Source organism: Stenotrophomonas sp. (assembly GCF_036662295.1).
Classification (GTDB): Bacteria; Pseudomonadota; Gammaproteobacteria; order Xanthomonadales; family Xanthomonadaceae; genus Stenotrophomonas.
Window position 1 is genome coordinate 1 of sequence record NZ_JAVWXA010000065.1, and the last position, 22,049, is coordinate 22,049.

At 68.8% G+C, this 22,049-nt stretch carries 24 protein-coding genes; 15 read left to right on the forward strand and 9 right to left on the reverse strand.

Annotation, left to right across the window (positions count from 1 at the left end):
- Positions 1-426, forward strand: a 426-nt coding sequence (locus RSA25_RS13000) for a pathogenicity-like protein (RefSeq protein ID WP_332809286.1), incomplete at its 5' end; no start/stop codon positions are given.
- Between the two features lie 61 nt (positions 427-487).
- The gene (locus tag RSA25_RS13005; protein ID WP_332809287.1) at positions 488-1,696 is read left to right on the forward strand and encodes an RNA polymerase sigma factor; all 1,209 of its coding nucleotides are present in this window, start codon (positions 488-490) and stop codon (positions 1,694-1,696) included.
- A 208-nt stretch (positions 1,697-1,904) separates the two neighbouring features.
- Here the strand turns inward: RSA25_RS13005 and RSA25_RS13010 are convergent, their stop codons facing one another.
- Positions 1,905-2,516 (reverse strand): EF-hand domain-containing protein, encoded by a 612-nt coding sequence (locus RSA25_RS13010; RefSeq protein ID WP_332809288.1) that lies wholly within the window; start codon positions 2,514-2,516, stop codon positions 1,905-1,907.
- Positions 2,517-2,671: 155 nt separating this feature from the next.
- Between RSA25_RS13010 and RSA25_RS13015 the strand changes: the two genes are divergently transcribed.
- Together RSA25_RS13015 and RSA25_RS13020 are read left to right on the forward strand one after the other, a co-directional pair.
- A complete protein-coding gene (locus tag RSA25_RS13015; protein WP_332809289.1) occupies positions 2,672-3,427 on the forward strand; it encodes an arginyltransferase in 756 nt (251 codons plus the stop codon).
- A gap of 41 nt (positions 3,428-3,468) precedes the next feature.
- Complete coding sequence (locus RSA25_RS13020; protein ID WP_332809290.1) at positions 3,469-4,674, forward strand: endonuclease/exonuclease/phosphatase family protein; 1,206 nt, start codon at positions 3,469-3,471, stop codon at positions 4,672-4,674.
- An 82-nt stretch (positions 4,675-4,756) separates the two neighbouring features.
- Here RSA25_RS13020 and purT read toward each other — a convergent pair whose 3' ends face one another.
- Positions 4,757-5,941: a formate-dependent phosphoribosylglycinamide formyltransferase gene (gene purT / locus RSA25_RS13025; protein ID WP_332809291.1), complete on the reverse strand. Its 1,185-nt coding sequence runs from the start codon at positions 5,939-5,941 to the stop codon at positions 4,757-4,759.
- A gap of 148 nt (positions 5,942-6,089) precedes the next feature.
- Here purT and RSA25_RS13030 point away from each other — a divergent pair, with 148 nt between their 5' ends.
- The 6 genes from RSA25_RS13030 (at position 6,090) to RSA25_RS13055 (ending at position 10,548) form a co-directional block, all read left to right on the forward strand.
- A complete protein-coding gene (locus tag RSA25_RS13030; RefSeq protein ID WP_332809292.1) occupies positions 6,090-6,959 on the forward strand; it encodes an SPFH domain-containing protein in 870 nt (289 codons plus the stop codon).
- Positions 6,960-6,962: 3 nt separating this feature from the next.
- Entirely contained in the window at positions 6,963-7,142 is a 180-nt protein-coding gene (locus tag RSA25_RS13035) for an Arc family DNA binding domain-containing protein (RefSeq protein ID WP_332809293.1), read from the forward strand.
- Positions 7,139-7,315 (forward strand): DUF4177 domain-containing protein, encoded by a 177-nt coding sequence (locus tag RSA25_RS13040; RefSeq protein WP_332809294.1) that lies wholly within the window; start codon positions 7,139-7,141, stop codon positions 7,313-7,315. Before RSA25_RS13035 ends, RSA25_RS13040 begins: the two co-directional genes overlap by 4 nt.
- 1 nt (position 7,316) lies before the next feature.
- Positions 7,317-8,618 carry an alpha/beta fold hydrolase gene (locus RSA25_RS13045; protein WP_332809295.1) on the forward strand — a complete coding sequence of 434 codons (1,302 nt, stop codon included), beginning with the start codon at positions 7,317-7,319 and terminating at the stop codon, positions 8,616-8,618.
- A gap of 558 nt (positions 8,619-9,176) precedes the next feature.
- Complete coding sequence (locus RSA25_RS13050; RefSeq protein WP_332809296.1) at positions 9,177-9,986, forward strand: M15 family metallopeptidase; 810 nt, start codon at positions 9,177-9,179, stop codon at positions 9,984-9,986.
- Positions 9,987-10,011: 25 nt separating this feature from the next.
- Entirely contained in the window at positions 10,012-10,548 is a 537-nt protein-coding gene (locus tag RSA25_RS13055) for a hypothetical protein (RefSeq protein WP_332809297.1), read from the forward strand.
- Between the two features lie 12 nt (positions 10,549-10,560).
- Here the strand turns inward: RSA25_RS13055 and RSA25_RS13060 are convergent, their stop codons facing one another.
- The 5 genes from RSA25_RS13060 to RSA25_RS13080 form a co-directional block, all read right to left on the reverse strand.
- The gene (locus tag RSA25_RS13060) at positions 10,561-11,235 is read right to left on the reverse strand and encodes a DNA-3-methyladenine glycosylase (protein WP_332809298.1); all 675 of its coding nucleotides are present in this window, start codon (positions 11,233-11,235) and stop codon (positions 10,561-10,563) included.
- 1 nt (position 11,236) lies between these two features.
- A complete protein-coding gene (locus tag RSA25_RS13065) occupies positions 11,237-11,608 on the reverse strand; it encodes a DUF423 domain-containing protein (RefSeq protein ID WP_332809299.1) in 372 nt (123 codons plus the stop codon).
- A 102-nt stretch (positions 11,609-11,710) separates the two neighbouring features.
- Complete coding sequence (locus RSA25_RS13070; protein WP_332809300.1) at positions 11,711-12,790, reverse strand: SRPBCC family protein; 1,080 nt, start codon at positions 12,788-12,790, stop codon at positions 11,711-11,713.
- Between the two features lie 282 nt (positions 12,791-13,072).
- Positions 13,073-13,714 carry a response regulator transcription factor gene (locus RSA25_RS13075; protein WP_332809301.1) on the reverse strand — a complete coding sequence of 214 codons (642 nt, stop codon included), beginning with the start codon at positions 13,712-13,714 and terminating at the stop codon, positions 13,073-13,075.
- A gap of 10 nt (positions 13,715-13,724) precedes the next feature.
- On the reverse strand, positions 13,725-14,912 hold the full coding sequence (locus RSA25_RS13080) for a sensor histidine kinase (protein ID WP_332809302.1): 1,188 nt from the start codon (positions 14,910-14,912) through the stop codon (positions 13,725-13,727).
- 137 nt (positions 14,913-15,049) lie between these two features.
- Between RSA25_RS13080 and RSA25_RS13085 the strand changes: the two genes are divergently transcribed.
- Genes RSA25_RS13085 through RSA25_RS13105 form a run of 5 tightly spaced genes read left to right on the forward strand, consistent with a single transcriptional unit; the run spans position 15,050 to position 18,076 of the window.
- Positions 15,050-15,646, forward strand: a complete 597-nt coding sequence (locus RSA25_RS13085; protein WP_332809303.1) for a GNAT family N-acetyltransferase — start codon at positions 15,050-15,052, stop codon at positions 15,644-15,646.
- A gap of 13 nt (positions 15,647-15,659) precedes the next feature.
- Entirely contained in the window at positions 15,660-16,436 is a 777-nt protein-coding gene (gene minC / locus RSA25_RS13090) for a septum site-determining protein MinC (protein ID WP_332809304.1), read from the forward strand.
- A gap of 35 nt (positions 16,437-16,471) precedes the next feature.
- Positions 16,472-17,281, forward strand: a complete 810-nt coding sequence (gene minD, locus RSA25_RS13095) for a septum site-determining protein MinD (RefSeq protein ID WP_038689737.1) — start codon at positions 16,472-16,474, stop codon at positions 17,279-17,281.
- A gap of 2 nt (positions 17,282-17,283) precedes the next feature.
- Positions 17,284-17,544 (forward strand): cell division topological specificity factor MinE, encoded by a 261-nt coding sequence (gene minE, locus RSA25_RS13100; RefSeq protein WP_017355894.1) that lies wholly within the window; start codon positions 17,284-17,286, stop codon positions 17,542-17,544.
- Positions 17,545-17,590: 46 nt separating this feature from the next.
- Positions 17,591-18,076, forward strand: a complete 486-nt coding sequence (locus tag RSA25_RS13105; protein WP_332809305.1) for a hypothetical protein — start codon at positions 17,591-17,593, stop codon at positions 18,074-18,076.
- A 218-nt stretch (positions 18,077-18,294) separates the two neighbouring features.
- On the opposite strand, the gene RSA25_RS13110 is transcribed toward RSA25_RS13105, so the two are convergent.
- Both RSA25_RS13110 and RSA25_RS13115 read right to left on the reverse strand, forming a co-directional pair.
- On the reverse strand, positions 18,295-19,539 hold the full coding sequence (locus RSA25_RS13110) for a DUF819 family protein (RefSeq protein WP_332809306.1): 1,245 nt from the start codon (positions 19,537-19,539) through the stop codon (positions 18,295-18,297).
- Between the two features lie 159 nt (positions 19,540-19,698).
- Positions 19,699-21,762, reverse strand: coding sequence for a S9 family peptidase (locus RSA25_RS13115; RefSeq protein ID WP_332809307.1), 2,064 nt, complete (start codon positions 21,760-21,762; stop codon positions 19,699-19,701).
- Positions 21,763-22,049: the final 287 nt, after the last annotated feature.

The window sequence follows — 22,049 nt, forward strand, 5'->3', positions numbered from 1 at the left end:
CGCACCAAGCGTAGCGGTCAGTTCAGCTATACCGACACGGTCAACAACGACAACCTGCCCGCCGTCTGGGTGGTACATGCCAACGACCAGCCGCGTGCGCGCGAGATCCTGCGCGACAAGCGCCTGCTCGACACCACCCGCCGCGACCATCCCACCGCCGAGTACGCCTTCCGCGAAACCCCGGCCGAAGCCGGCAACGGCCGTGGCTGGGCGTGGCGCATCCGCATCGCACTGCTGGTGGTGATCGCCGGCGTGGCGCTGGTGATCATGATGCGTCATCGCACTGCGCCAACCACCGCTCCGGCTACCCCCGCCGTGCAGGCACAGCCAGCCCAGCAGCAACCCAGCGACGACGAGTTCCGCGTCCGCATCCAGCCTGACGCCGCGCAGCCGGCACCGGCACCGGCACCGGCACCGGAAAAATAATCGGTCACATCGGGCTTCGGTGCCCGTCCTGTTTGGCAGTACCGTCGAAAAGGCCTGTCCGATGAGCACCGAAGCGCTGGAGATCATGTTGCAGAACGAGCTGCCTGCCGCCCGCAAGGGCTGCACGCAGTCCTATGGACGCATCGTGCTTGGCTGCCAGAACACGGTGACCGCCATTGCCCTGGCCATCACCCGCGATGTGCAGGCCAGCGAGGACATCGCCCAGGAAGCCTTCATCAAGGCCTGGCAGCAGCTCAACCAGCTCAGCAATCCGTCCAGCTTCCTGCCCTGGCTGCGCCAGATCACCCGCAACCTGGCCCGCGACTGGCTGCGCGCCAACCGCGGCCGGCCGCTGTCGGGCGAAGCGGCGGAGATCGCCATCAGCATGGCCGCCGATCCCAGCCCGGGCGCGCCGGAGCATTGGCAGCGGGTGGAAGAAGAACTGGCGGCCGAGGAGATCATCTCCGCCTTGCCCGAGGACAGCCGCGAAACCCTGCTGCTCTACTACCGCGAAGGCCAGAGTTCGCAGCAGGTCGCCGACCTGCTGGGCCTGAGCGATGCGGCCGTGCGCAAGCGGCTGTCGCGCGCGCGGGCCAGCGTGCGCGAGGAGATGCTGCGCCGCTTCGGCGAGTTCGCGCGCAGCACTGCCCCCAGCGCCGCCTTCGCCACCACCGTGGCCTCGCTGCTGATGGTGGCCGCGCCGGGCACCGCCAGCGCCGCGATCCTGCTCGGCACGGGCCTGGGCACCAGCAAGCTGGGCCTGGGCGGGGCCAGCGCCTCCGGCGGCGCCGCGCTGGGATCGCTGAGTGCGGCGGCCAGCCAGAGCCACCTGGTCAACGCCGATTTCAGCTGGGGCATGGTGCTGGGCGGGATGCTGGGCGGCGTGCTCGGCAGCTATCTGGGTGGGCGCTACCTGCTCTCCTACGCCGAGCGCCCGGGCGAGCGCGCCGCCATCGGTCACTTCGTCCACTACAGCACGTTCACCGCCATGCTCACCTCGATGAGCGTGCTGGCGTTGAGCATCCTGCCGGTGCCCGGCTACTGGTCGCTGGTGGCGCTGGTCGTCGGCCTGAGCATCGTCAACTACCAGTGCCTGGTGCCCCTGCAGCGCATCATGGCCCCGATGATCGCCCGCGACGCCGCCCGCCATGGGCGCACCGGCCCCAACTGGAAATACCAGTCCCTGTACGGTCGCCACGCGGTGATCGCGGTCAACGTGCTGGTGGTGGGCCTGATTCTGTGGACGTTGTTCCAGCAAGGGTGGCGCTGAGGCAACGGTAGCCGGGCCACGCCCGGCGCTACGAGAACCGAGGCATTGGCGGTTGGTCGGTGGTCGTCGGGAACACAGGGGGCGGTGGGAAGCCGGCCAGCGGCCGGCACTACCGGTTTTGTCGGCGCGCACCGACTCACTGCCCAGGGGCGGGAAAAGAAAAAAGCGCCGGCATCAGCCGGCGCTTTTCATCCACACACGCGTGCGATTACTTCGCTGCCGGCGCCGGTGCCTTCGGCGGCATCGGCGGCTTGCCCTCGCCCGGCTTCCCACCGCGGTGACCGCCGCGCGGGCCGCCGAACGGGCCCTTGGCCGCATCGAATTCGGCCTTGCTCAGCTGGCCATCCTTGTTGGTGTCCGCCGCAGCGAACCAGGCGTCGCGGTGCTGCTTCATGCCCAGCTCGCGGTCGGCCTTGTCCAGGTAGCCGTCCTTGTTCACGTCCATCTTGTCGAAACGCGCGGCCAGGCGCGGATCGGCCTTGGCTTCCTCGCGGCTGATCCGCCCGTCCTTGTTCGTATCCAGCCTGGCCAGCCGCTCACCGTGCCCACCCGGGCCGCGGCCGTGGCGCTTGCCGTGCCAGCGGGGGCGCTCGTCGGCCGACAGCTTGCCGTCCTTGTTCTTGTCCAACGTATCGAACTGCTCGGCCAGGCGCGGCGCCTTCGCCGCCTCGGCGCGGTCGATCACGCCGTCACCGTTGGTGTCCAGCTTCACCCGGGCCGGGGCCTGGGTCGGGGCCGGCGGATCGGCCGCCACGGCAAGGCCGGCAACGCCGGTGGACAGCAGCACGGCCAGCAGCAGAAGGGGTTTGCGATTGCGCATGGATCACTCCGGAATAAGGGGGAATCGGCGTGCGGTGCGGCGGCACCCACGCTGACAACAACGCCTGGACGCGGTCGGCGTTGACAGCCGTGCCGGCCGCGTTCATCTGCTGGACAGTCGCGCCGGCTGCGACGCCCCGGCGCTATGCTGTGGCCATGGCGATACATGGCGACCGCGACGACGAGCTGCGACTGTTCCAGACCGGTGACCACCCCTGTGGTTACTGGCCCGAGCGGGCCGCGCGCGACCTGGTGCTCGATCCCCAGGACGCCCGGTTGGGCGCGCTCTACCCGATGGCCCTGAGCTGGGGCTTCCGCCGCTCCGGCGACCTGGTCTACCGGCCGCACTGTGCCAACTGCCACGCCTGCGTCTCCGTGCGCATCCCGGTGGCACGTTTCGCGCCGGACCGCAGCCAGCGCCGCTGCCTGGCGCGCAACGCCGACCTGGAAGTGCGCATCGTGGCGGCCGAGCAGACCGAGGAACAGTTCGCGCTGTACCACCGCTACCTCACCCACCGCCACGCGCAGGGCGGCATGGACGAACACGGCCCGCACGAGTTCGACCAGTTCCTGATCGGGCAGTGGGCGCAGGGCCGCTTCATGGAACTGCGCGCGGCCGGCCGGGCCGGGCGCCGCGGCGAGTTGCTCGGGGTGGCCGTCACCGACGTCACCGCACAGGGGCTGTCGGCGGTCTACACCTTCTTCGACCCCGACCACGCCCACCGCAGCCTGGGCACCTTCGCCATCCTCCAGCAGATCGCCTGGGCGCGCCGCGAGCAGTTGCCGCACCTGTACCTGGGCTACTGGATCCGCGACCATCGCAAGATGGACTACAAGCGCCGCTTCCGTCCGCTGGAAGCCTACGATGGCCGTCGCTGGCACGAATTCGACGACGCCCGGGACGGGCGCTGACTGACCCAGCAATGCAATGCGCGCCAGTGCAGAATAGGCGCATGAAAGCCCATCCCCTGATCCTCGCCCTGGCCCTGCTGTGCAGCGCCTGCGCCCAGACCCCCGCCAAGACTGCCGCCATGCCGGAAGCCTCCCCCGCGCCGCTGCGGATCGCCACGTACAACACCTCGCTGTACAGCGACCAGACCGGCGGGCTGATCGCCGAGCTGGAAGGCGACAGCGAGCACGCGCGCAAGATCGCCGCGGTGCTGCAGCAGGTGCGCCCGGACCTGGTGCTGCTCAACGAGTTCGATTTCGACGACGCCCACCGCGCCGCCGACCTGTTCCAGACCCGTTACCTGGAGACCGCCCAGCCCGGCGGCGGCGAACCGCTGCACTACGCCTACCGCTACCTGGCCCCGGTCAACACCGGCGTGCAGAGCGGGCTGGACCTGGACAACAACGGCCAGGTGGGCGGCGATGGCCGCGCGCGCGGCAACGATGCCTGGGGCTACGGCCTGCACCCGGGCCAGTACGGCATGCTGGTGCTTTCGCGCTACCCCATCGACGAGGCCAAGGTGCGCAGCTTCCAGCTGCTGAAGTGGAGCACCCTGCCCGGCGCGCTGCGCCCGATCGATCCGCGTACCGGCACTTCGTTCTACACCGACGCGGTGTGGTCGCAGCTGCGGCTGTCGTCCAAGTCGCATTGGGACGTGCCGGTGACCACGCCCAACGGCGTGGTCCATGCGCTGGTGTCCCACCCCACCCCGCCGGTGTTCGACGGCCCGGAAAAGCGCAACGCCGCGCGCAACCATGACGAACTGCGGCTGTGGCAGGAATACCTGGCCGCCGGCAGCAAGCCGTGGCTGTGCGATGACAAGGGCACCTGTGGCGGCCTGGCGCAGGACGCACGCTTTGTGATCCTGGGCGACCTCAACAACGACCCGGCCGATGGCGATGGCCGCCACGAGGCGATCGTGGAGCTGATCGAAAACCCGCGCGTATTGCGCTACCCCACCCCGCGCAGCACCGGTGCCGAACAGACCAGCCTTGCGTATGCGGCCAAGGGCATCGTGCGCAAGGGCGCGCCGTTCCATGCCACCGGCGATTTCGGCCCGAAGTCGGGCACGATGCGGCTGGACTACGTGCTGCCGTCGGTGGGCTTCGCCTACATCGGCAGCGGCGTGTTCTGGCCGGCCAATGACCGCCCGGAGGCGAAGATCGCCGATGGCAGCGACCACCACCTGGTGTGGGTGGACGTGCGTTGACGACGTACCGGCAACCGGTCGGTACCGACCGGTAATCCATTGCCCGCCGTGGGCGACGACCGTTGATCGTCGCCCCGGTCCCTTACCGCAATTCGATGCCGATCGCTTCGGCCGCCTCGCGCGCGATCGTCCGCGCGGTATCGATGTCCCCGGCCCGGGCCAAGGTCACGCCCACGCGGCGATGGCCGTGCACGCTGGGCTTGCCGAACAGGCGCAGCGCCGAGTCCGGGTGCACCAGCGCCTCGGCCACGTTGCTGAAGAACGGCACGCCTTCGCCGTGGGCCAGCATCGCGCACGAGGCCGAGGGGCCGTTCTGGCGGATGACCGGGATCGGCAGGCCGAGAATGGCGCGCGCATGCAACGCGAACTCGCTCAGTTCCTGCGAGGCCAGGGTGACCAGGCCGGTGTCGTGCGGGCGCGGGGAGACTTCGCTGAACCACACCTCGTCACCCTTGACGAACAGCTCCACGCCGAACAGCCCCCAGCCGCCGAGGTCATCGGTGATCGCCTGCGAGATCTCCTCGGCGCGGGCCAGCGCGCGCGGTGACATCGGCTGCGGCTGCCAGCTTTCGCGGTAATCGCCGTCCTTCTGCCAATGCCCGATCGGCGCGCAGAACGAGGTGCCTGCGGCGTGGCGGACGGTCAGCAGGGTGATCTCGTACTCGAAGTCGATGAAGCCTTCCACGATGCAGCGACCGGCGCCGGCACGGCCACCGGTCTGCGCGTATTCCCATGCCGGGGCGATGTCGGCCTCGCTGCGCAGCGTGCTCTGGCCCTTGCCCGAGGAGGACATCACCGGCTTGACCACGCACGGCAGCCCGATCGCGGCCACGGCGGCGCGGTACTCGGCCTCGGTGTCCACGAAGCGATAGGGCGAGGTGGGCAGGCCCAGGGTTTCCGCGGCCAGGCGGCGGATGCCCTCGCGGTCCATGGTCAGCCGCGCCGCGCGCGCGGTGGGGATCACCCGCAGCCCGGTTTCCTGCTCCAGCTGGACCAGGGTTTCGGTGTGGATGGCTTCGATCTCGGGCACCACCAGGTGCGGCTGCTCGCGGGCGATCAGGGCGCGCAGGGCCATCGCATCGAGCATGTCGATCACGTGCGCGCGGTGGGCGACCTGCATGGCCGGGGCATCGGCGTAGCGGTCGGCGGCGATCACCTCCACCCCCAGCCGCTGCAGCTCGATGGCGACCTCCTTGCCCAGTTCGCCCGAGCCCAGCAGCAGGACGCGGGTGGCGGAAGGAGACAGCGGCGTGCCGAGCGTGGTCATGGCGATTCCGGACATCAGGGGCGGGAGGGCATTTTACGGCCTGCGCCGCCCGCTTCGGGGGCCGGCGCGGGACGACGCGGGCGGGCACCCCTTGCAACCTGATATCAATTTGATATCTTTCAAGCTCACACCCCAAGGACGCCCTGCCATGAAAGAGAAGCCCCTCCGCTCGTTGTCCGGCCTGCCCTTCCTGCTGCTGGTGCTGGGCCTGACCGCGCTGGCGATCTGGTTGTTCGTGGCAGGCGTGAACCGGGGCGAGCCCAGCCTGGCGATGATCCTGGGCGGGGTGGTGCTGGCCGCGGTGGCCCTGCTCAGCCTCACCGGCCTGTACACCGTGCAGCCCAACCAGTCCGCGGTGCTGAGCCTGTTCGGCAAGTACGTGGGCACGGTCAAGGACAACGGCCTGCGCTGGAACAACCCGTTCTTCACCAAGAAGAAGGTCAGCCAGCGCGTGCGCAACTTCGAAAGCGGCAAGCTCAAGGTCAACGAGCTGGACGGCAGCCCGATCGAGATCGCCGCGGTGATCGTGTGGCAGGTGGTGGATGCCTCCGAGGCGGTCTACAACGTGGACGACTACGAAAGCTTCGTGCACATCCAGTCCGAGTCGGCGCTGCGTGCGATGGCCACCAGCTACCCCTACGACCAGCACGAGGAAGGCCAGCTGTCGCTGCGCAGCCACGCCGCCGAGATCTCCCAGCACCTCAAGGACGAACTGGCCGAACGCCTGGCCGACGCCGGCGTGCAGGTGCTGGACGCGCGCATCAGCCACCTGGCCTACGCCCCGGAAATCGCCCAGGCGATGTTGCAGCGGCAGCAGGCCAACGCGGTGATCGCCGCGCGCACGCGGATCGTGGCCGGCGCGGTGGGCATGGTGGAAATGGCGCTGGCCGAACTGCAGAAGAACGGCGTGGTGCAGCTGGATGAAGAGCGCAAGGCGCACATGGTCAGCAACCTGCTCACCGTGCTGTGCTCGGACCGCGGCACCCAGCCGGTGGTCAATGCCGGTTCGCTGTACTGAGTCATGAGCGACAAGAAAGCCTACCCGCTGCGGATCAACGCCGACATCCTGGCGGCGCTGCAGCGCTGGGCCGATGACGAGCTGCGCAGCGCCAATGCGCAGATCGAGTACGTCCTGCGCGATGCGTTGCGCAAGGCCGGCCGTCTTCCCAAACCGGATCCAAGCAAGGAGAGCACGTCATGAGCAAGCGCTGGAGTTACCTCACCGTCGAGGTCAAGCCGTCCTGGACCGGGGTGAAGTCCGATGAAATGCAGGACGAACTCAACCGCCACGGCCAGCTCGGCTGGGAACTGGTGAACGTGCTGCAGACCCAGCCGATGGGCGTGGCGATCCTGCTGTTCAAGAAGGAGGCCTGAGGTGGGCGCGCTGCGGCGGGCCGGCCTTGCCCTGCTGATGGCCACGATGGCGCTGGGCGCGTCCGCGGCGACGCCGCCCGAGCAGGTGGCCACGCAGTTGCTGGACCACCTGCAGGCCGGTGACGGCGATGCCGCCGTGGCCATGTTCACCCCGGAGATGGCCAAGGCCGCGCCCGCACCGGCCCTGCTGGCGATCTGGCGCGCGTTCGGTGAACCGCGCAGCCGGGGCGAGGCCCAGGTGGTCTCCACCAGCCACCCGCCCGACGTGGTGACACAATCGTTGCAGTTCGCCTCAGGCAGCGTGGCGGCCACGGTGGTGGTGGACGCGCAGGGCCGTATCGCCGGGTTGTTGTTCAAGCCGGCCGAACCGGCCGCCGCGCCGCCGGTGCCGGCCGACGCGCGCTATGCGGAGGTGCCGCTGGACGTGGTGACCGCCACCGGCGCCCTGCCCGGCCTGCTGACCCGGCCACGCGATGCCTCCTCGCCGTTGCGTGCGGTGGTGCTGGTGCATGGCTCCGGACCGCAGGACCGCGATGAAACCATCGGCGCCAACCGGCCCTTCCTGGACGTGGCACGCGGTCTGGCCGCGCACGGCATCGCGGTGCTGCGCTACGACAAGCGCACGCGCGTGCGGCCACAGGATTTCAGCGGCCAGGCCTACACCATGGACGATGAAACCACCCACGATGCGGTGGCCGCCGTGGCCACGCTGGCCGCCCAGGCCGGGATCGACCCACGCCATGTGTACGTGATGGGGCACAGCCAGGGCGGCATGCTGGCGCCGCGGATCGCCCAGGCATCGGGCAAGGTGGCCGGGCTGGTGCTGTGGGCGGCACCGGCACGCTCGCTGCTGACGTTGCTGCCGGAGCAGAACCGCTACCTGCTGGGCCTGGATGGCCAGATCACGCCCGACGAACAGGCCTTCCTGGAGACGCTGGACCGCCAGATCGCCGCCGCGCGCAGCGACGCGCCGGTGGACGCGGCCGACCTGCCGCTGCGCCTGCCGGCCACCTACTGGCGCGCCTTCGATGCGATCGATCCGGTCGCCGACGCCCGCGCCTCGCCCCTGCCGATGCTGTTGCTGCAGGGCGGCCGCGACTTCCAGGTGACCGATACCGACTGGCAGCTGTGGCAGCGCGGGCTGTCGCGCCGCCGCGATGCCAGCTTCCACCACTACCCGGCGTTGAACCATCTCGGCATCGCCGGCGAAGGCCCCGGTTCGCTGCAGGAGTACCAGCAGCCCGGGCACGTGCTGCCGGCGCTGATCGACGACGTGGCGGCCTGGGTGGAGGCGCAGCCATGAGCGCGCCGGGCAAGGCCGGCAAGGCGTTGGCGGTGGCCCCGGCGCCGGTCTGGCGCCTGCTCTGGTTGTGGCTGCCGATGCTCGGCGTGGCGGCCCTGATCGTGGCCACCACGCTGCACGCCCACCAGCGCACGCCGCAGGAGCTGGGCCTGACCCTGCCGTTCCTGGCGCTGCTCACCGCCGTCCTGAGCGGGGCGTACTTCCGCCGCCGGGTGCAGATCCAGGGCGATACGCTGGAGGTGGTGTCCACCTTCTACCGCAAGCGGGTGCCGATCCAGGCGCTGCGCCTGGATGAGGCACGGGTGGTGGACCTGGCCGAGCACGGCAGCCTCAACCCCACGATGAAGACCAACGGCTATGGCATGCCCGGCTTCAAGTCCGGCCATTACCGGCTGCGCGACCGGCGCAAGGTGTTCTGCCTGCTCACCGACGGCAGCCGGGTGCTGTACCTGCCGCAGGGCGATGGCAGCGCCCTGCTGCTCAGCGTGGAGCTGCCGCACGCGGCTGGCGGCGCTGCAGGCGCTGGCCGCGCCCGTCGGCAGGCACTAAGCTGGCCGCATGCATCGCCGCCCTGCCCTGCTGATCAACACCGCCCACATCGAGTTGTGGCCCGGTGGGCTGCTGCGCGCGCGCGGCAATGCCGATGCGCGTGCGCTGGCCCGGGCGCACTGGGTGTTGCGGCGCAAGCGCGATGGCCGCTACCTGGCCGTGGCCACGGCGCACGGCGTGCTGCCGCTGGTGCCACGGTTGATGCGCGAGCCGGGCATCGAGGCGGCGCTGGACGCGCTGGAGACGCAGTGGCATTGCCGTGGCCGGCCTGAGGCCGACGACGCCGAACTGCCGCCCAGTGGCCTGGCCCAACGCCTGGCGCAGCTCGGCCTGGACGCCGATGCCTACGCAGCGGACACCGGCCTGGCACTGGAAGCCGAACCGGCCCAGCTCAGCCTGGCCGGCCGCGACCGCTACCGCCGGCCGCTGTGGCTGCGCCGCGCCGCCGCGCGCGGCTGGCAGCGGCTGCAGCGGGCCGCCGCGCTGGACGGGGTGGCGCTGGATGCGATCTCCGGCTATCGCAGCCACGCCTACCAGCTCGGCATTTTCGAGCGCAAGCGCGCGCGCGGGCTGGCGGTGGCCGACATCCTCACCGTCAACGCCGCGCCCGGCTACAGCGAACACCACAGCGGTGACGCGCTGGACATCGGCACGCCAGGCGAGCCACCGGCCGAAGAAAGCTTCGAGCAGACCGCCGCCTTCGCGTGGCTGCAGGACAACGCCGGCCGGTTCGGCTTCGCGTTGAGCTACCCCCGCGACAATCCGCACGGCATCGTCTACGAGCCGTGGCACTGGCGCTGGCGCCCCGGCGCTGGCTGACGCCCCCCTTCAAGGAAGTGTGCTCATGGAAGACGCCAGCCCCTACAAAGCCCCCGATACCCTGCCCAGTGCGGCGCCAGCGCCGATCGCGGTGCAGGTCAGGCTGCCGACGGAAACCACCCGCCCGATCACGATCATGTGGGCGGTCGCGCTGATCCTGGCCGCCATCTCGCTGGCGGGCGTGGTGTATGCGGCGATCCGTTTCGCGAAGATGCCCGAAGGGTCACTGCCGCCCCTGTCGGTGGCGCTGGTGGCCGGCGGCCTGCTCTTCGACGTGTGCCTCTACCTGGCCACCGCCTGGGGCGTGCGCCGGCGCAGCCGCGTGGCCGCCTGCGTGCTGCTGGGCTACTACCTGCTGGGACAGACGCTGACCTTCGTCAGTGGGCAGCGCGCGCTCGGCCCCAGCCTGTTCATGACCCTCATCGTGGCGTTCGTGATGATCCTCGGCACCCTGGAAACCTTCAACGCGCATCGCTACGTGGCACGCGCCCGCCAGCAGCCGCCGCGACCGCGGTTGAGCGACGACCCGGCCTTCGCGCCCAAGCCGGCCGCAGGCGAGTAGGCGCCGGCCCGCTCAATCCTGCGAGCGGTTGGTTTTCCCGGTGGCCGCCGGGTTGAAATCGGCGATGCGCCACAGGTACAGGCTGGCGTAGGTCCGGTACGGGCCCCACGTTTCGCCGCGCGCGAGCAGCGCCTTCGGCGTGGGCATCGCCTCGGCCTTGTCCACGCGCTGGGCGCCCTTGCGGATGCCCAGGTCATCGATCGGCAGGATGTCGGGCCGGCCCAGGCGGAACATCAGCATCATCTCCACCGTCCAGCGGCCGATGCCACGGATCGGCACCAGCGCCTCGATGATGGCGTCATGGCCCATCACCGCCATCCGGCGCAGGTCCGGGATCTCCCCGGCCGCTTCCCGCCGGGCCAGGTCGCGCAGGGCCAGCGCCTTGTTGCCCGAGACCCCGCACACCCGCAGCGCGGCGTCATCGATGCGGCCCAGCGTGTCGGCATGCAGGCGCGTGCTGCCGATCGCCACCTCCACCCGCCCCACGATGGTCGAGGCGGCCTTGCCACTGAGCTGCTGGAACAGGATCGCGCGGGCCAGCGCATCGACCGGGTCGAAGAATTTCGACCAGCCCGGCGGCGCCTCGATCGGCCCCAGCCGCTTCATCCACGCGCCGAGCCGGCGGTCACGCCGGGCCAGCCAGTCGTGCGCCTGCTGCACATCGAAGCCGCGGCTGAAACGGGGCATGTCAGCGGCGAAGCGCGTTGAAGCCGTACACCGCCCAGCCCAGCATCAGCGCCATGCCGCCCACCGGTGCCAGGCCGGTGCTCAGCTGCCACAGCGCGCCGGCCACCAGGCTGCCGGAGAACAGCAGCGTGCCCAGCAGCAGCACGTACAGGGCCAGCTTGCCGACGCTGTTCTGCTGGGTCGGGCCCAGCACCGCCAGCGCGACGCCATGGCCGAAGGCATACAGCGCGGCGGTATTGACGTGGGACTGGGCCAGCGGCTCGGCGATGCCGTGCGAGGCATAGGCGGACAGGCCGACCGCGGTGGCCGCCAACAGCCCGCCCAGGCAGGCCAGCAGCGAGGGTTTGCGTGCGCGTCGTTCCAGGTGGAGCATGCGACGTTCCTTCCAGGGCGCTCCAGGGCTGGAGCCAAAAAAAAACGCGCCGCAGGGAGCGGCGCGTTTTTCGTCGTGCGTTACATCACGGCAACCGTCGGTTTACTTGACGGCCCAGTAGATGTCGTACGTGCCTTCCGGCGTGAACGACTTGTCCACGCCGTCCTTCCAGGACTCGTACGGACGGTCGATCACTTCGTTGCCGTTGGTCACCGACCAGGCACGCAGGGCGTTGCGGGCGATGTCCAGGCCAGCCATGTGGCCGGTGTAGGCCGCATGCGCCGAACGGTGCGGGGCAACGTGCACGTACTTGACCGGGGCGCCACCATCGATCTTCACGGTCAGGGCCTCAGCAGAAGCACCTTCGGCCCCCTTCTTCTTGACCGGCTGGGCCACGTCGAAGGCGTACTTTTCCTGACCGAAATCGGTGGTGATGATCCGGAACGGACCGGCCGCTTCCAGGCCATTGGCCTCCATCACGCGCTTGATCCATTCCTGGTTGTCATGGATCGACTTGGTGATGGTCTCCTGGCCGCGATCGACGTTGCCGGCGGTGACCACCAGCAGGTCTTCAGCCGGGAGTTCCACGATGGCCAGGTCGGTCAGCGGGGCTTCGGCGGTGCGGTAGTCGATGTTGGGCACGGTGGCCAGCATGTTGGCCATGCGCGACAGACCCAGCTTCAGGTCGTCACCGATGTGACGGCTGACGTACAGGCCGGCGTAACGACCAAACAGGTTGAAGCCGTACTTGACGCTGTAGTCCTGGGTGATCTTGACGTTGCGGCCACCCTTGCCGGTCGACTCGAGGGCAAAGCTGGTCTTCTTGTCGTGACCCTTGCTGGCGTCTTCGATGGCGATGGACACCAGCTTGTTCTTCTCCGAACCGGTGATCTCCCAGCTACCTTCGCCCAGGGAACTTTCCTTGGAGGTGTAGTCCAGGCGGGCACCGACGCCGGAGGCGGGGCCGGACAGCTTCAGTTCAACGGCGGGATCGCGCAGCAAGAGCGGGTTCCAGTCCTTGAAGCGGCGCAGGCTGTTGACCGTGTCATACACGATCGTCATCTTGCGGTTGGTCTCGATGCTTTCGGAAATATGGCGCTCGCCCGGCAGACATACGCCAATGATGACGAACAGGCCAGCCACGATCCCCAAGGCGATCAGGAACTCGATAATACGGGTCATTCAGGAGTCTCCGGGGCCGATCCCACGGCCGGGTTGATTGAAGCGAAGCGCCAATCCTAGCAGGCTTCGCGGGTGTTGTAGATCAGGATTGGCGCACCGGTTTCCATGCCGGCAGCGGTTTTGCATAGACAAGGAGCGGAAAGATAGCGCATCGCGCGTGTCAGCACGTAGCGGATGGGCAATATTTCTTTGCCGGATTCGGCCGAGGGGCCTTGCCGAACCGTCACAACCCTTGTCGCACAAGGGCTGCGGCAGATGTTCAGGCAACGGCACGGGGCCGGCTCAGACCAGCTGCAGCTCGAAGGCCTTGAGCACCGCACGGGTGCGGTCGCGCACGCCCAGCTTGGACAGGATGTTGGACACGTGGTTCTTGATGGTGCCCTCGGCCACGCCCAGAGAATTGGCGATCTCCTTGTTGGAGAAGCCGCTGGCCATCAGGCGCAGGATCTCCGTCTCGCGGTCGGTCAGCGGGTCGGGCCGGTCCAGGCTGACGAACTCGTTGCGCATGTGCTCCAGCCCGGACAGCAGGCGCTGGGTCACCGCCGGCTGCACCAGCGAGCCGCCATCGGCCACGGTGCGGATGGCGCCGACCAGCTGCTCCAGGGTCACGTCCTTGAGCAGGTAGCCCTTGGCACCGGCCTTGAGCCCGGCCAGCACCAGCTGGTCGTCGTCGAAGGTGGTCAGGATGATGGTGGGCGGCAGCTGGCCCAGCCGCGACAGCATCTGCAGCGCCTCCAGCCCGGACATCACCGGCATGCGCATGTCCATCAGCACCACATCCGGGCGCACCTGGGGCACCACCTCGACCGCCTGGCGGCCATCGGCGGCTTCGGCCACCACCTCGATCCCGGCATCCAGCGCCAGCAGCGAGCGGATCCCTTGCCGCACCAGGGTTTGGTCGTCGACCAGGCAGACGCGAATCATCGAGCACTCCTCATGGAACGGTGGCCAGCAGCAACACTGGCGCGCCGGGAACCGAGGCGCGCAGGCGGAAGCCCTGACCCCGGCGGGTTTCAATCTGCAGCTCACCACCACACTGGGTCAGGCGCTCGCGCATGCCGCGCAGGCCGTTGCCGACGACGATGCCCTCGGCCCCCACCCCGTCATCATGCGCCTGGATGACCACCTGGCCTTCACTGTCGCGCCGGACCTGGATCCACAGGTTGCGCGCCCGGGCATGGCGGACCGCGTTGGTGATGATTTCCTGGGTGCAGCGCAGCAGCACGTGCGCGCGCTCGGGATCTTCCACGCTCAGCGGCTCTTCGATGTCCAGGTGGATGTCCAGCGAGGGCACCTGTTCGGTGAGCGGGCGCAGCGCGGCGGCCAGGTCGATGGCGCCGCTGTCGCGCAGCTGGCTGACCGCCTCGCGCACGTCGGTGAGCAGCAGCTTGGCCAGGGTATGGGCCTGGTGCACGTGCTCCTGGGCCTGGCCGTCGGTGAGGTGGCTGGCCACTTCCAGGTTCAGGCTGAGCGCGGTGAGGTGGTGCCCGAGCAGGTCGTGCAGCTCGCGCGAGATGCGCGTGCGCTCGTTGACCCGGGCGCTCTCGGCCAGCAGCACGCGGGTGGCGCGCAGCTCGGTATTCAGTCGGCGCTGTTCTTCACGCGCATCGGTCTGCTGCCGCGCGACCAGGCTGGTCACGAAGATGAACATGGAAAACCCGCCGTACAGCAGCGACTGCATGGCGGCTTCGAACAAGGGCATGTTGAGGATGAGGTAGTACACCGGCAGCACGGCCAGCTGGCTGAGCAGCAGCCAGATCACCCCGCTGCGCACCTGCAGCAGCCAGGGGATCACCCCCGCCGCCACCATCATCAGGATGCTGCCCAGGCCCGAGCCGCTGAGGAAACTCACCGCCAGCGCGCAGACCGTGAGCAGCAGCAGGATGGCCCGGTCGTACCAGGCCGAATGGCCGCCATCGCGCAGCCCGCGGGTCAACCAGAAGTAGCAGCCGCCAAAGGCCAGGTAGGCCGCAAACAGCCACAGCGCCCACCGGTCCACGCCGTCCCCGCCCCGCCGCAGCAGCGATTCGTACTGGGTGTAGACCACGGGCAGGCCGACCATGACCCAGGTGAACAGGCCGGCCAGTCGCAGTACTCGGGTTTGGCTCAGGTATCCCAGCATGGACGCATCTTAGGCTGAACCTGCGCCCCTGCACCCCCACATAAGTCATGGCCCCCGATTCGCCGGGGCCGGCCACCCGTGCAATAATCCGACAAGGGCCCCTCGATGGGCCAACCGCGTTACCCCACGGAGTCACAATGTCGATTGTCATCCGCGACGTGCGCGAGCACGAGCTCGATTCCGTCCTGGCCCTGAACAACAACGCCGGCCTGGCCATCCTGCCGCTGGATGCCGCCCGCCTGCGCCTGTTCTACGAAACCGCCGAGTATTTCCGCGTCGCCGAGCGCGACGGCAACCTGGCCGGCTTTTTGATCGGTTTCGGCAGCGACAGCCAGCACGACAGCAGCAACTTCGCCTGGTTCCAGCAGCAGCTGGACAGCAAATTCTTCTACATCGACCGCATCGTGGTCGCCAGCCGCCGTCGCGGCGGTGGCGTCGGCCGTGCGTTCTATGCCGACGCGCAGAGCTATGCCGAGCTGCGCTACCCGCAGATGACCTGCGAGGTGTTCCTGGACCATGGCGCCGATGCGGCGCTGCTGTTCCATGGCAGCTTCGGCTTCCGCGAGGTCGGGCAGAACACGATGGAGCACGTGGACGTGCGTGCCAGCATGCTGCTCAAGGACCTGTGCAGTTACCAGTGGGTGCACGACACCTACGGCGCCCAGCTGCCGGACGTGCCCTGGGTGGGCCATCGTCGCGAGCCGCTGCGCGCGCAACGACCGACGGGGACCTGAGGTGGCGGCGAACATGGATTTTGAACAGGCCGGCGAACTGAAGATCGGCCAGGTGGGTATCGCCAACCTGCGCATCCGCACCCTGGACGTGGAACGCCTCACCCGCGAGATGCACGACCGCGTGGCGCGCGCGCCCAAGCTGTTCGGGCGCGCGGCGGTGATCCTGGATTTCGGCGGGCTCCGCCAGATGCCCGACGTGGCCACCGCCCAGGCGCTGCTGGACGGGCTGCGCAGCGCCGGCGTGCTGCCGGTGGCGCTGGCCTATGGCACCACCGAGACCGACCGGCTGTCCCAGCAGTTGGGGCTGCCGCTGCTGGCCAAGTTCCGTGCGCAGTACGAACGCGCCGACCTGGAAGCGGTGCAGGCCGCCCCGCCGCCGCCCGCACCGGCCGCCGAGCCGGCGCGGCGTGCGCGTGCCGCCGCGCCGGCGGCCGCGCCGGTGGATCCGGCCAAGGCACCGCAGCCGGGCCGGATGCAGACCAGCAACGTGCGGTCGGGCCAGCAGCTGTACGCGGAAAACTGCGACCTGACGGTCATGGCCACCGTCGGCGCCGGCGCCGAGGTGATCGCCGACGGCAGCATCCACATCTACGGTACGCTGCGGGGCCGTGCCCTGGCAGGTGCCCAGGGCAACACCACGGCGCGCATTTTCTGCCGTGAATTCCATGCTGAACTGGTCGCCATTGCCGGCCATTACAAGGTACTGGACGATGTGCCGGACACCCTGCGCGGCAAGGCCGTGCAGGTGTGGCTGGAACAGGACCAGATCAAGATCGCGGCGCTGGACTGATCCGGCGCCCCACCATATGAACCAGGAGAAGTCCTTTGGCTGAAATCATCGTAGTCACTTCCGGCAAGGGCGGCGTCGGCAAGACCACCAGCAGCGCCAGCCTGGCGTGCGGCCTGGCGCGGCGCGGCAAAAAAGTGGCCGTGATCGACTTCGACGTCGGCCTGCGCAACCTGGACCTGATCATGGGCTGCGAGCGCCGCGTGGTGTACGACTTCGTCAATGTCGTGCATGGCGAAGCCACCCTCAAGCAGTCGCTGATCAAGGACAAGCGCTTCGACAACCTGTACGTGCTGGCCGCCTCGCAGACCCGCGACAAGGATGCGCTGACCCAGGAAGGCGTGGGCAAGGTGCTCAAGGACCTGGCCGCCGACGGCTTTGAATACATCATCTGCGACTCGCCGGCCGGCATCGAGAAGGGTGCGTTCCTGGCGATGTACTACGCCGACCGCGCGGTGGTGGTGGTCAACCCGGAAGTGTCCTCGGTGCGCGACTCGGACCGCATCATCGGCCTGCTGGACTCCAAGACCCACAAGGCCGAGTCCGGCCAGAACGTGCCGGCGTTCCTGCTGCTCACCCGCTACAGCCCGGCCCGGGTGGAGAGCGGTGAGATGCTGAGCATCACCGACGTGGAAGAAGTGCTGGGCCTGAAGGCCATTGGCGTGGTGCCCGAGTCGGGCGACGTGCTCAATGCGTCCAACAAGGGCGAGCCGGTGATCCTGGACCCCGAATCGGCGGCGGGCCAGGCGTATGAAGATGCGGTCGGCCGCATCCTGGGCGAAGAGCGTCCGATGCGCTTCACCACCGTGGAGAAGAAAGGCTTCTTCAGCAAGCTGTTCGGAGGGTAAGCATGGGACTGTTCGATTTCCTGAACCGGAAGAAGACCACTGCCGAAACGGCCAAGAACCGCCTGCAGATCATCATCGCGCAGGAGCGCAGCCATCGCGGCGGCCCGGACTACCTGCCGCTGCTGCAGCGCGAGCTGCTGGAAGTGATCAAGAAGTACGTCAACATCGACGCTGACGCGGTCAAGGTGGACCTGGTCAAGGATGGCGAGCACGACGTGCTCGACATTTCCGTGGCCCTGCCTGAAGGCCCGCAACAGCCCTGAGCCCTGCCGCCCCTGCCACGCGGGAGGGGCGGTCGATGCAGATGCCATGAACACTGAAGTTGTCGCCGCCGACGTCCAGGTCACCTGCGTCGGCGATATCCGTTTCGAGGATGCCGCCGCCCTGCTCGCCGCGCACCAGCTGCGTCTGCACCGGGTGGAGGCGGCTGCGCCGATCCCGGGCAGTTACTGGGGCGAGCCGGAGGCCGGCATCATCGGCAGCGACGTGTACGTGCGCGATGACACGCCCGTGCATTCGATGCTGCACGAAGCCTGCCACCTGATCGTGCTGCCGCCGGAGCGCCGCGCGCTGGTGCACACCGACGCCACCGACTCGGTGCCCGAGGAAGACGCCACCTGCTACCTGCAGATCGTGTTGGCCGCGCAGTTGCCCGGCGTGGGCAGCGCGCGGCTGATGCAGGACATGGATGCATGGGGCTATACGTATCGGCTGGGGTCCACGCGGGCGTGGTTCGAGCAGGACGCCGAAGACGCGAGAGCGTGGCTGGCAGAACGCGGCCTGCCGGTGGCATGAACCTCCGGCGGATCAGCCACCGGTAGTGCCGGCCGCTGGCCGGCAACCGATCAGTCACCGGTACTGCCGGCCGCTGGCCGGCAACTGACCCGCCACCGGTACTGCCGGCCGCTGGCCGGCAACTGACCCGCCACCGGTAGTGCCGGCCGCTGGCCGGCAACCACGCACACCCAAACAGCATCCCCAAAATGGCCGGCCAGCGGCACGGCACGACCCGATCAGCCCTGCCCGGCCATGGCCCGCAACGTAATGCCCACGATGTAGGCCAGGTAGGTGCCGGTGGCGTAGCCCATGGTGCCCAGCAGGACGCCGACCGGGGCCAGCGAGGGATGGAACGCCGCGGCGACCACCGGCGCGGACGCCGGGCCGCCGACATTGGATTGCGAGCCGATGGCGAAGTAGAAGAACGGCACCTTCAGCACCCGCGCCAGCGCCCACAGCAGCACGATGTGCACCGTGATCCAGATGATCCCCAGCAGGAACAGCCACGGGCGATCAAGCAGCGCCAGCAGATCCATCTGCATGCCGATGCAGGCGATCAGGAAATACAGCAGCAGCGAGCCCAGCTTGGAAGCGCCCGCCCCTTCCAGGTTGCGCGCGCGGGTGAAGCTCAGGGCCAGGCCGCAGGTGGTGGAGAGCACCACCACCCACACGAACGGGGCGTCCAGGCTGAACTGCGACGCCCAGCTCACATGGCCCTTGAACCACGCCGAGACCGGCCCGGCGATCGCATGCGACAGCCCGACCGTGCCGAAGGCCACCGCCACGATCAGCATCAGGTCGGTGAGGCTGGCCACGCGCTCGTGCTCGCTGCGGAATTTCTCGATGCGCAACTTGAGTTCGTCGATGCCCGAGGTGTCGGCACCGCTGCGCGCGTCGATCTTCGCCGCGCGCCCGGCCAGGAAAATCAGCGCGGCCATCCAGACATAGCCCACGCCCACGTCCACCACCGCGAACTGGCCGAAGGTGGTGGCGTTGACGTCGAACACTTCGCGCATGGCCAGCATGTTGGCACCGCCGCCGATCCAGCTGCCGGCCAGCGCCGCCATGCCGGCCCAGGTATCGCCGGCCACGGTGGCCGGGTGCAGCCACTTCATCAGCTGGAAGGCCACCACCGCGCCCAGCATGATGCTGAAGGAGGCGCCCAGGTACATCACGATCAGCTTGGGCCCCAGCCGCAGGATGCCCTTGATGTCCACCGCCAGGGTCAACAGCACCAGCGCGGCGGGCAGCAGGATGTCGCGCGCGACCGGGTTGTAGAGGGAGGTGTTCTGCCCGTCGATCAGGCCGACGGTGTTGTAGATGCCCGGCAGCAGGTAGCACAGCAGCAGCGCGGGCACGACGGTATAGAAGCGTTTCCACAGGCCCTGCTCGCGCGAGGCGGTCCAGAACACGGCGCCGAGGGTGGCGGCGATCAGGCCGAAGACGACGATGTCGTTCTGGATCAAGGCGGATGCTTTCACGGAGGGGAATGCCTGAGGTGAGGTGGCAGCGCCGACCGTTGGCCGGCCCTGCGGGCCAGGGTGGATCATGGATCGGACACGCGCCGCCGGGCCACGCTCGGCGCTCCGGGGCGGGCCCATGGCAAAGCGCCGCCCCGAAGGGCGGCGCCTGGATCGGCCTTACTCGCCGATGTGCTGCTTGAGCCAGCCGTTGACGGTGTCGTGCCACTGCACGCTGTTCTGCGGCTTGAGCACCCAGTGGTTTTCATCGGGGAAGTACAGGAACTTCGACTCGATGCCCTGGCGCTGGGCGGCGGTGAACGCGGCCAGGCCCTGCTCGACCGGGATGCGGAAGTCGAGCTGGCCGTGCACGATCAGGATCGGCTTCTTCCAGTCGGACACGTGGTTGACCGGGTTGAACTTCTCGTAGTTGGCCGCCTTCTGGTACGGCGTGCCGCCCTGCTCCCACTCGGTGAACCACAGCTCTTCGGTGGCATAGCCCATCATGCGCTGGTCGAACACGCCGTCATGGTTGACCAGGCACTTCCACGGCTCGTTCCAGTTGCCGGCGATCCAGTTGACCATGAAGCCACCGTAGCTGGCGCCCAGGGCGCAGGCCTTCTCGCCGTTGAGGAACGCATACTGCTTCTGCGCGGCGGCCCAGCCCTTCTGCAGGTCTTCCAGCGGGCGGTCGCCCCAGTGCTGGCTGATCGCATCGGTGAAGGCCTGGCCGTAGCCGGTGGAGCCGTGGAAATCGATCATCACCACCGCATAGCCCTGGCCGGCGTAGGTCTGCGGATTCCAGCGGTAGCTCCAGCCGTTGCCGAAGCTGCCCTGCGGGCCGCCGTGGATCAGGAACGCCACCGGGTAGGTCTTGCCTTCCTGGTAGTTGTACGGCTTGACCACGTAGCCGTGCACGGTCTCGTTGTTCCAGCCCTTGAACTGGAACTGCTCGTAATCACCGAAGGCCACGTCCGGCAGCATCTGCGCGGCACTGGGGGTGATCTCGCGCGGGCTGCTGCCATCGGCGCCGGCGACCACGATCTGGTCGCCGCTCTTGAGGCTGTTCTTCGTGTAGGCCAGGGTGGTGCCGGCGATCACCGGCGAGCCGATGCTGCCGCCCTCGGCGACGACGGTGGCCTTGCCGGTGGCGATGTCGATGTTGAACAGGCGGTGCTCGCCCATGTCGTCGGCACCGGTGTAGAAGCTGGCGCCGTCGGCGGCGAGCACGATTTCACCGGCCGAGCGATCCCAGTCGGGCGCGATCTCGCGGGTCTTGCCCGAGGCCAGGTCCATGGCCATGACGCCGAAGCGGTCGGCCTCGAAGCCGGGGCGCTTCATCGCGCGGTAGTAGAGGGTCTTGCCGTCTTCGCTGAACACCGGGCCGGCATCCCAGGCGGGGTTGGCGGCGGTGAGGTTGCGCGGGGCCTGCTTGCCCTCGGCATCGAGCTGGTAGAGGTCGAAGTTGGTCGACCACGGTTCCTGCTTGCCGGCCACGCGGATCGCGGCGACCAGGGTCTTGCCATCGGGCGACCAGGCAAAATCGTCGTTGCCGCCGAACGGCTTGGACGGCGCGTCGCCATCGAGGGTGGCGCTGATGGCCGAGGCGCCCTTCACGGCGGCGGCCTTGGCGGCGGGCAGCGGGGCGACGAAGAGGGTGTTGCGGCGGCCGTCGTTCCAGGTGTCCCAATGGCGCACGAAGAGGTTGTCGAAGACTTCGCCGGTGTTCTTGCGCGCCTTGTGTGCGTCGAGCTTCTTGCTGGTGCAGGCCAGGTCGGAGCCGCAGGCCTGGAAGACGCCGCTGCTGAAGGCGACGCGGTCGCCCTGGGGGGCGATGTGGAAGCTGTCGACGTCGACGGGGAAGTCGGTGAGCTGGCGCGGGGTGCCGCCGGCCAGCGGCAGGGCGTAAAGCTGCTGGCTGCCGCCCTTGGCGCTGAGGAAGTAGACGGTCTGGCCGTCGGCGGACAGGGCGGCGGAATTGACGTTCCAGCCAGCCGGGGTGAGCGGTTTGGGCGGGGCGGCATCGCGGGTGCGGAGGTTGCGGATGAACAGGCCGGTGCTGGCCTTGCTGTCGGCGCCGATGACGCGCTTGGCGAACACAACGTTGCCGCCGTCGGCGGTGAGCAGCGGGGCCGAGACCCGATCCAGCGCGATCATGTCGCGCACATCCAGGCCACGCGTGGCGGCCAGCGACGGCAGCGCGGTCAGCAGGCACAACGGCAGCAGGGCGTAACGAAGTTTCATCGGGGTCTCCGCAGGACGGCAAAACGCCGATGGTAGGGCTGCGCGGGAGGGCGTGCAAAGGCCATGGGTCATGGGTCGGGGGGCGTTTGCCCGGGGCGATGCCCTGATGCCGACCTCGTCCAGATTCGGCGCGCGCGTTGGGGCGCGTTCGTGACCGCCAGGCCCTTGGTGCAGACGCCCCCCGGCCGCCTCCTCCTGCCCGTGGGGACAAGCACGCGAGTGCGTTGCCGTGCGTGTGAGGGCGGGTACGGGCGGGGGTGCGGGACACGCTGCAAGTACGTCCATGT

Excerpts from the sequence above, each read along its gene's own strand:
- RSA25_RS13005 (WP_332809287.1), top strand. The coding sequence starts at position 488 with ATGAGCACCGAAGCGCTGGAGATCATGTTGCAGAACGAGCTGCCTGCC.
- RSA25_RS13010 (WP_332809288.1), bottom strand. The coding sequence starts at position 2,516 with ATGCGCAATCGCAAACCCCTTCTGCTGCTGGCCGTGCTGCTGTCCACC.
- RSA25_RS13015 (WP_332809289.1), top strand. The coding sequence starts at position 2,672 with ATGGCGATACATGGCGACCGCGACGACGAGCTGCGACTGTTCCAGACC.
- RSA25_RS13020 (WP_332809290.1), top strand. The coding sequence starts at position 3,469 with ATGAAAGCCCATCCCCTGATCCTCGCCCTGGCCCTGCTGTGCAGCGCC.
- purT (WP_332809291.1), bottom strand. The coding sequence starts at position 5,941 with ATGACCACGCTCGGCACGCCGCTGTCTCCTTCCGCCACCCGCGTCCTG.
- RSA25_RS13030 (WP_332809292.1), top strand. The coding sequence starts at position 6,090 with ATGAAAGAGAAGCCCCTCCGCTCGTTGTCCGGCCTGCCCTTCCTGCTG.
- RSA25_RS13035 (WP_332809293.1), top strand. The coding sequence starts at position 6,963 with ATGAGCGACAAGAAAGCCTACCCGCTGCGGATCAACGCCGACATCCTG.
- RSA25_RS13040 (WP_332809294.1), top strand. The coding sequence starts at position 7,139 with ATGAGCAAGCGCTGGAGTTACCTCACCGTCGAGGTCAAGCCGTCCTGG.
- RSA25_RS13050 (WP_332809296.1), top strand. The coding sequence starts at position 9,177 with ATGCATCGCCGCCCTGCCCTGCTGATCAACACCGCCCACATCGAGTTG.
- RSA25_RS13055 (WP_332809297.1), top strand. The coding sequence starts at position 10,012 with ATGGAAGACGCCAGCCCCTACAAAGCCCCCGATACCCTGCCCAGTGCG.
- RSA25_RS13060 (WP_332809298.1), bottom strand. The coding sequence starts at position 11,235 with ATGCCCCGTTTCAGCCGCGGCTTCGATGTGCAGCAGGCGCACGACTGG.
- RSA25_RS13065 (WP_332809299.1), bottom strand. The coding sequence starts at position 11,608 with ATGCTCCACCTGGAACGACGCGCACGCAAACCCTCGCTGCTGGCCTGC.
- RSA25_RS13070 (WP_332809300.1), bottom strand. The coding sequence starts at position 12,790 with ATGACCCGTATTATCGAGTTCCTGATCGCCTTGGGGATCGTGGCTGGC.
- RSA25_RS13075 (WP_332809301.1), bottom strand. The coding sequence starts at position 13,714 with ATGATTCGCGTCTGCCTGGTCGACGACCAAACCCTGGTGCGGCAAGGG.
- RSA25_RS13080 (WP_332809302.1), bottom strand. The coding sequence starts at position 14,912 with ATGCTGGGATACCTGAGCCAAACCCGAGTACTGCGACTGGCCGGCCTG.
- RSA25_RS13085 (WP_332809303.1), top strand. The coding sequence starts at position 15,050 with ATGTCGATTGTCATCCGCGACGTGCGCGAGCACGAGCTCGATTCCGTC.
- minC (WP_332809304.1), top strand. The coding sequence starts at position 15,660 with ATGGATTTTGAACAGGCCGGCGAACTGAAGATCGGCCAGGTGGGTATC.
- minE (WP_017355894.1), top strand. The coding sequence starts at position 17,284 with ATGGGACTGTTCGATTTCCTGAACCGGAAGAAGACCACTGCCGAAACG.
- RSA25_RS13105 (WP_332809305.1), top strand. The coding sequence starts at position 17,591 with ATGAACACTGAAGTTGTCGCCGCCGACGTCCAGGTCACCTGCGTCGGC.
- RSA25_RS13115 (WP_332809307.1), bottom strand. The coding sequence starts at position 21,762 with ATGAAACTTCGTTACGCCCTGCTGCCGTTGTGCCTGCTGACCGCGCTG.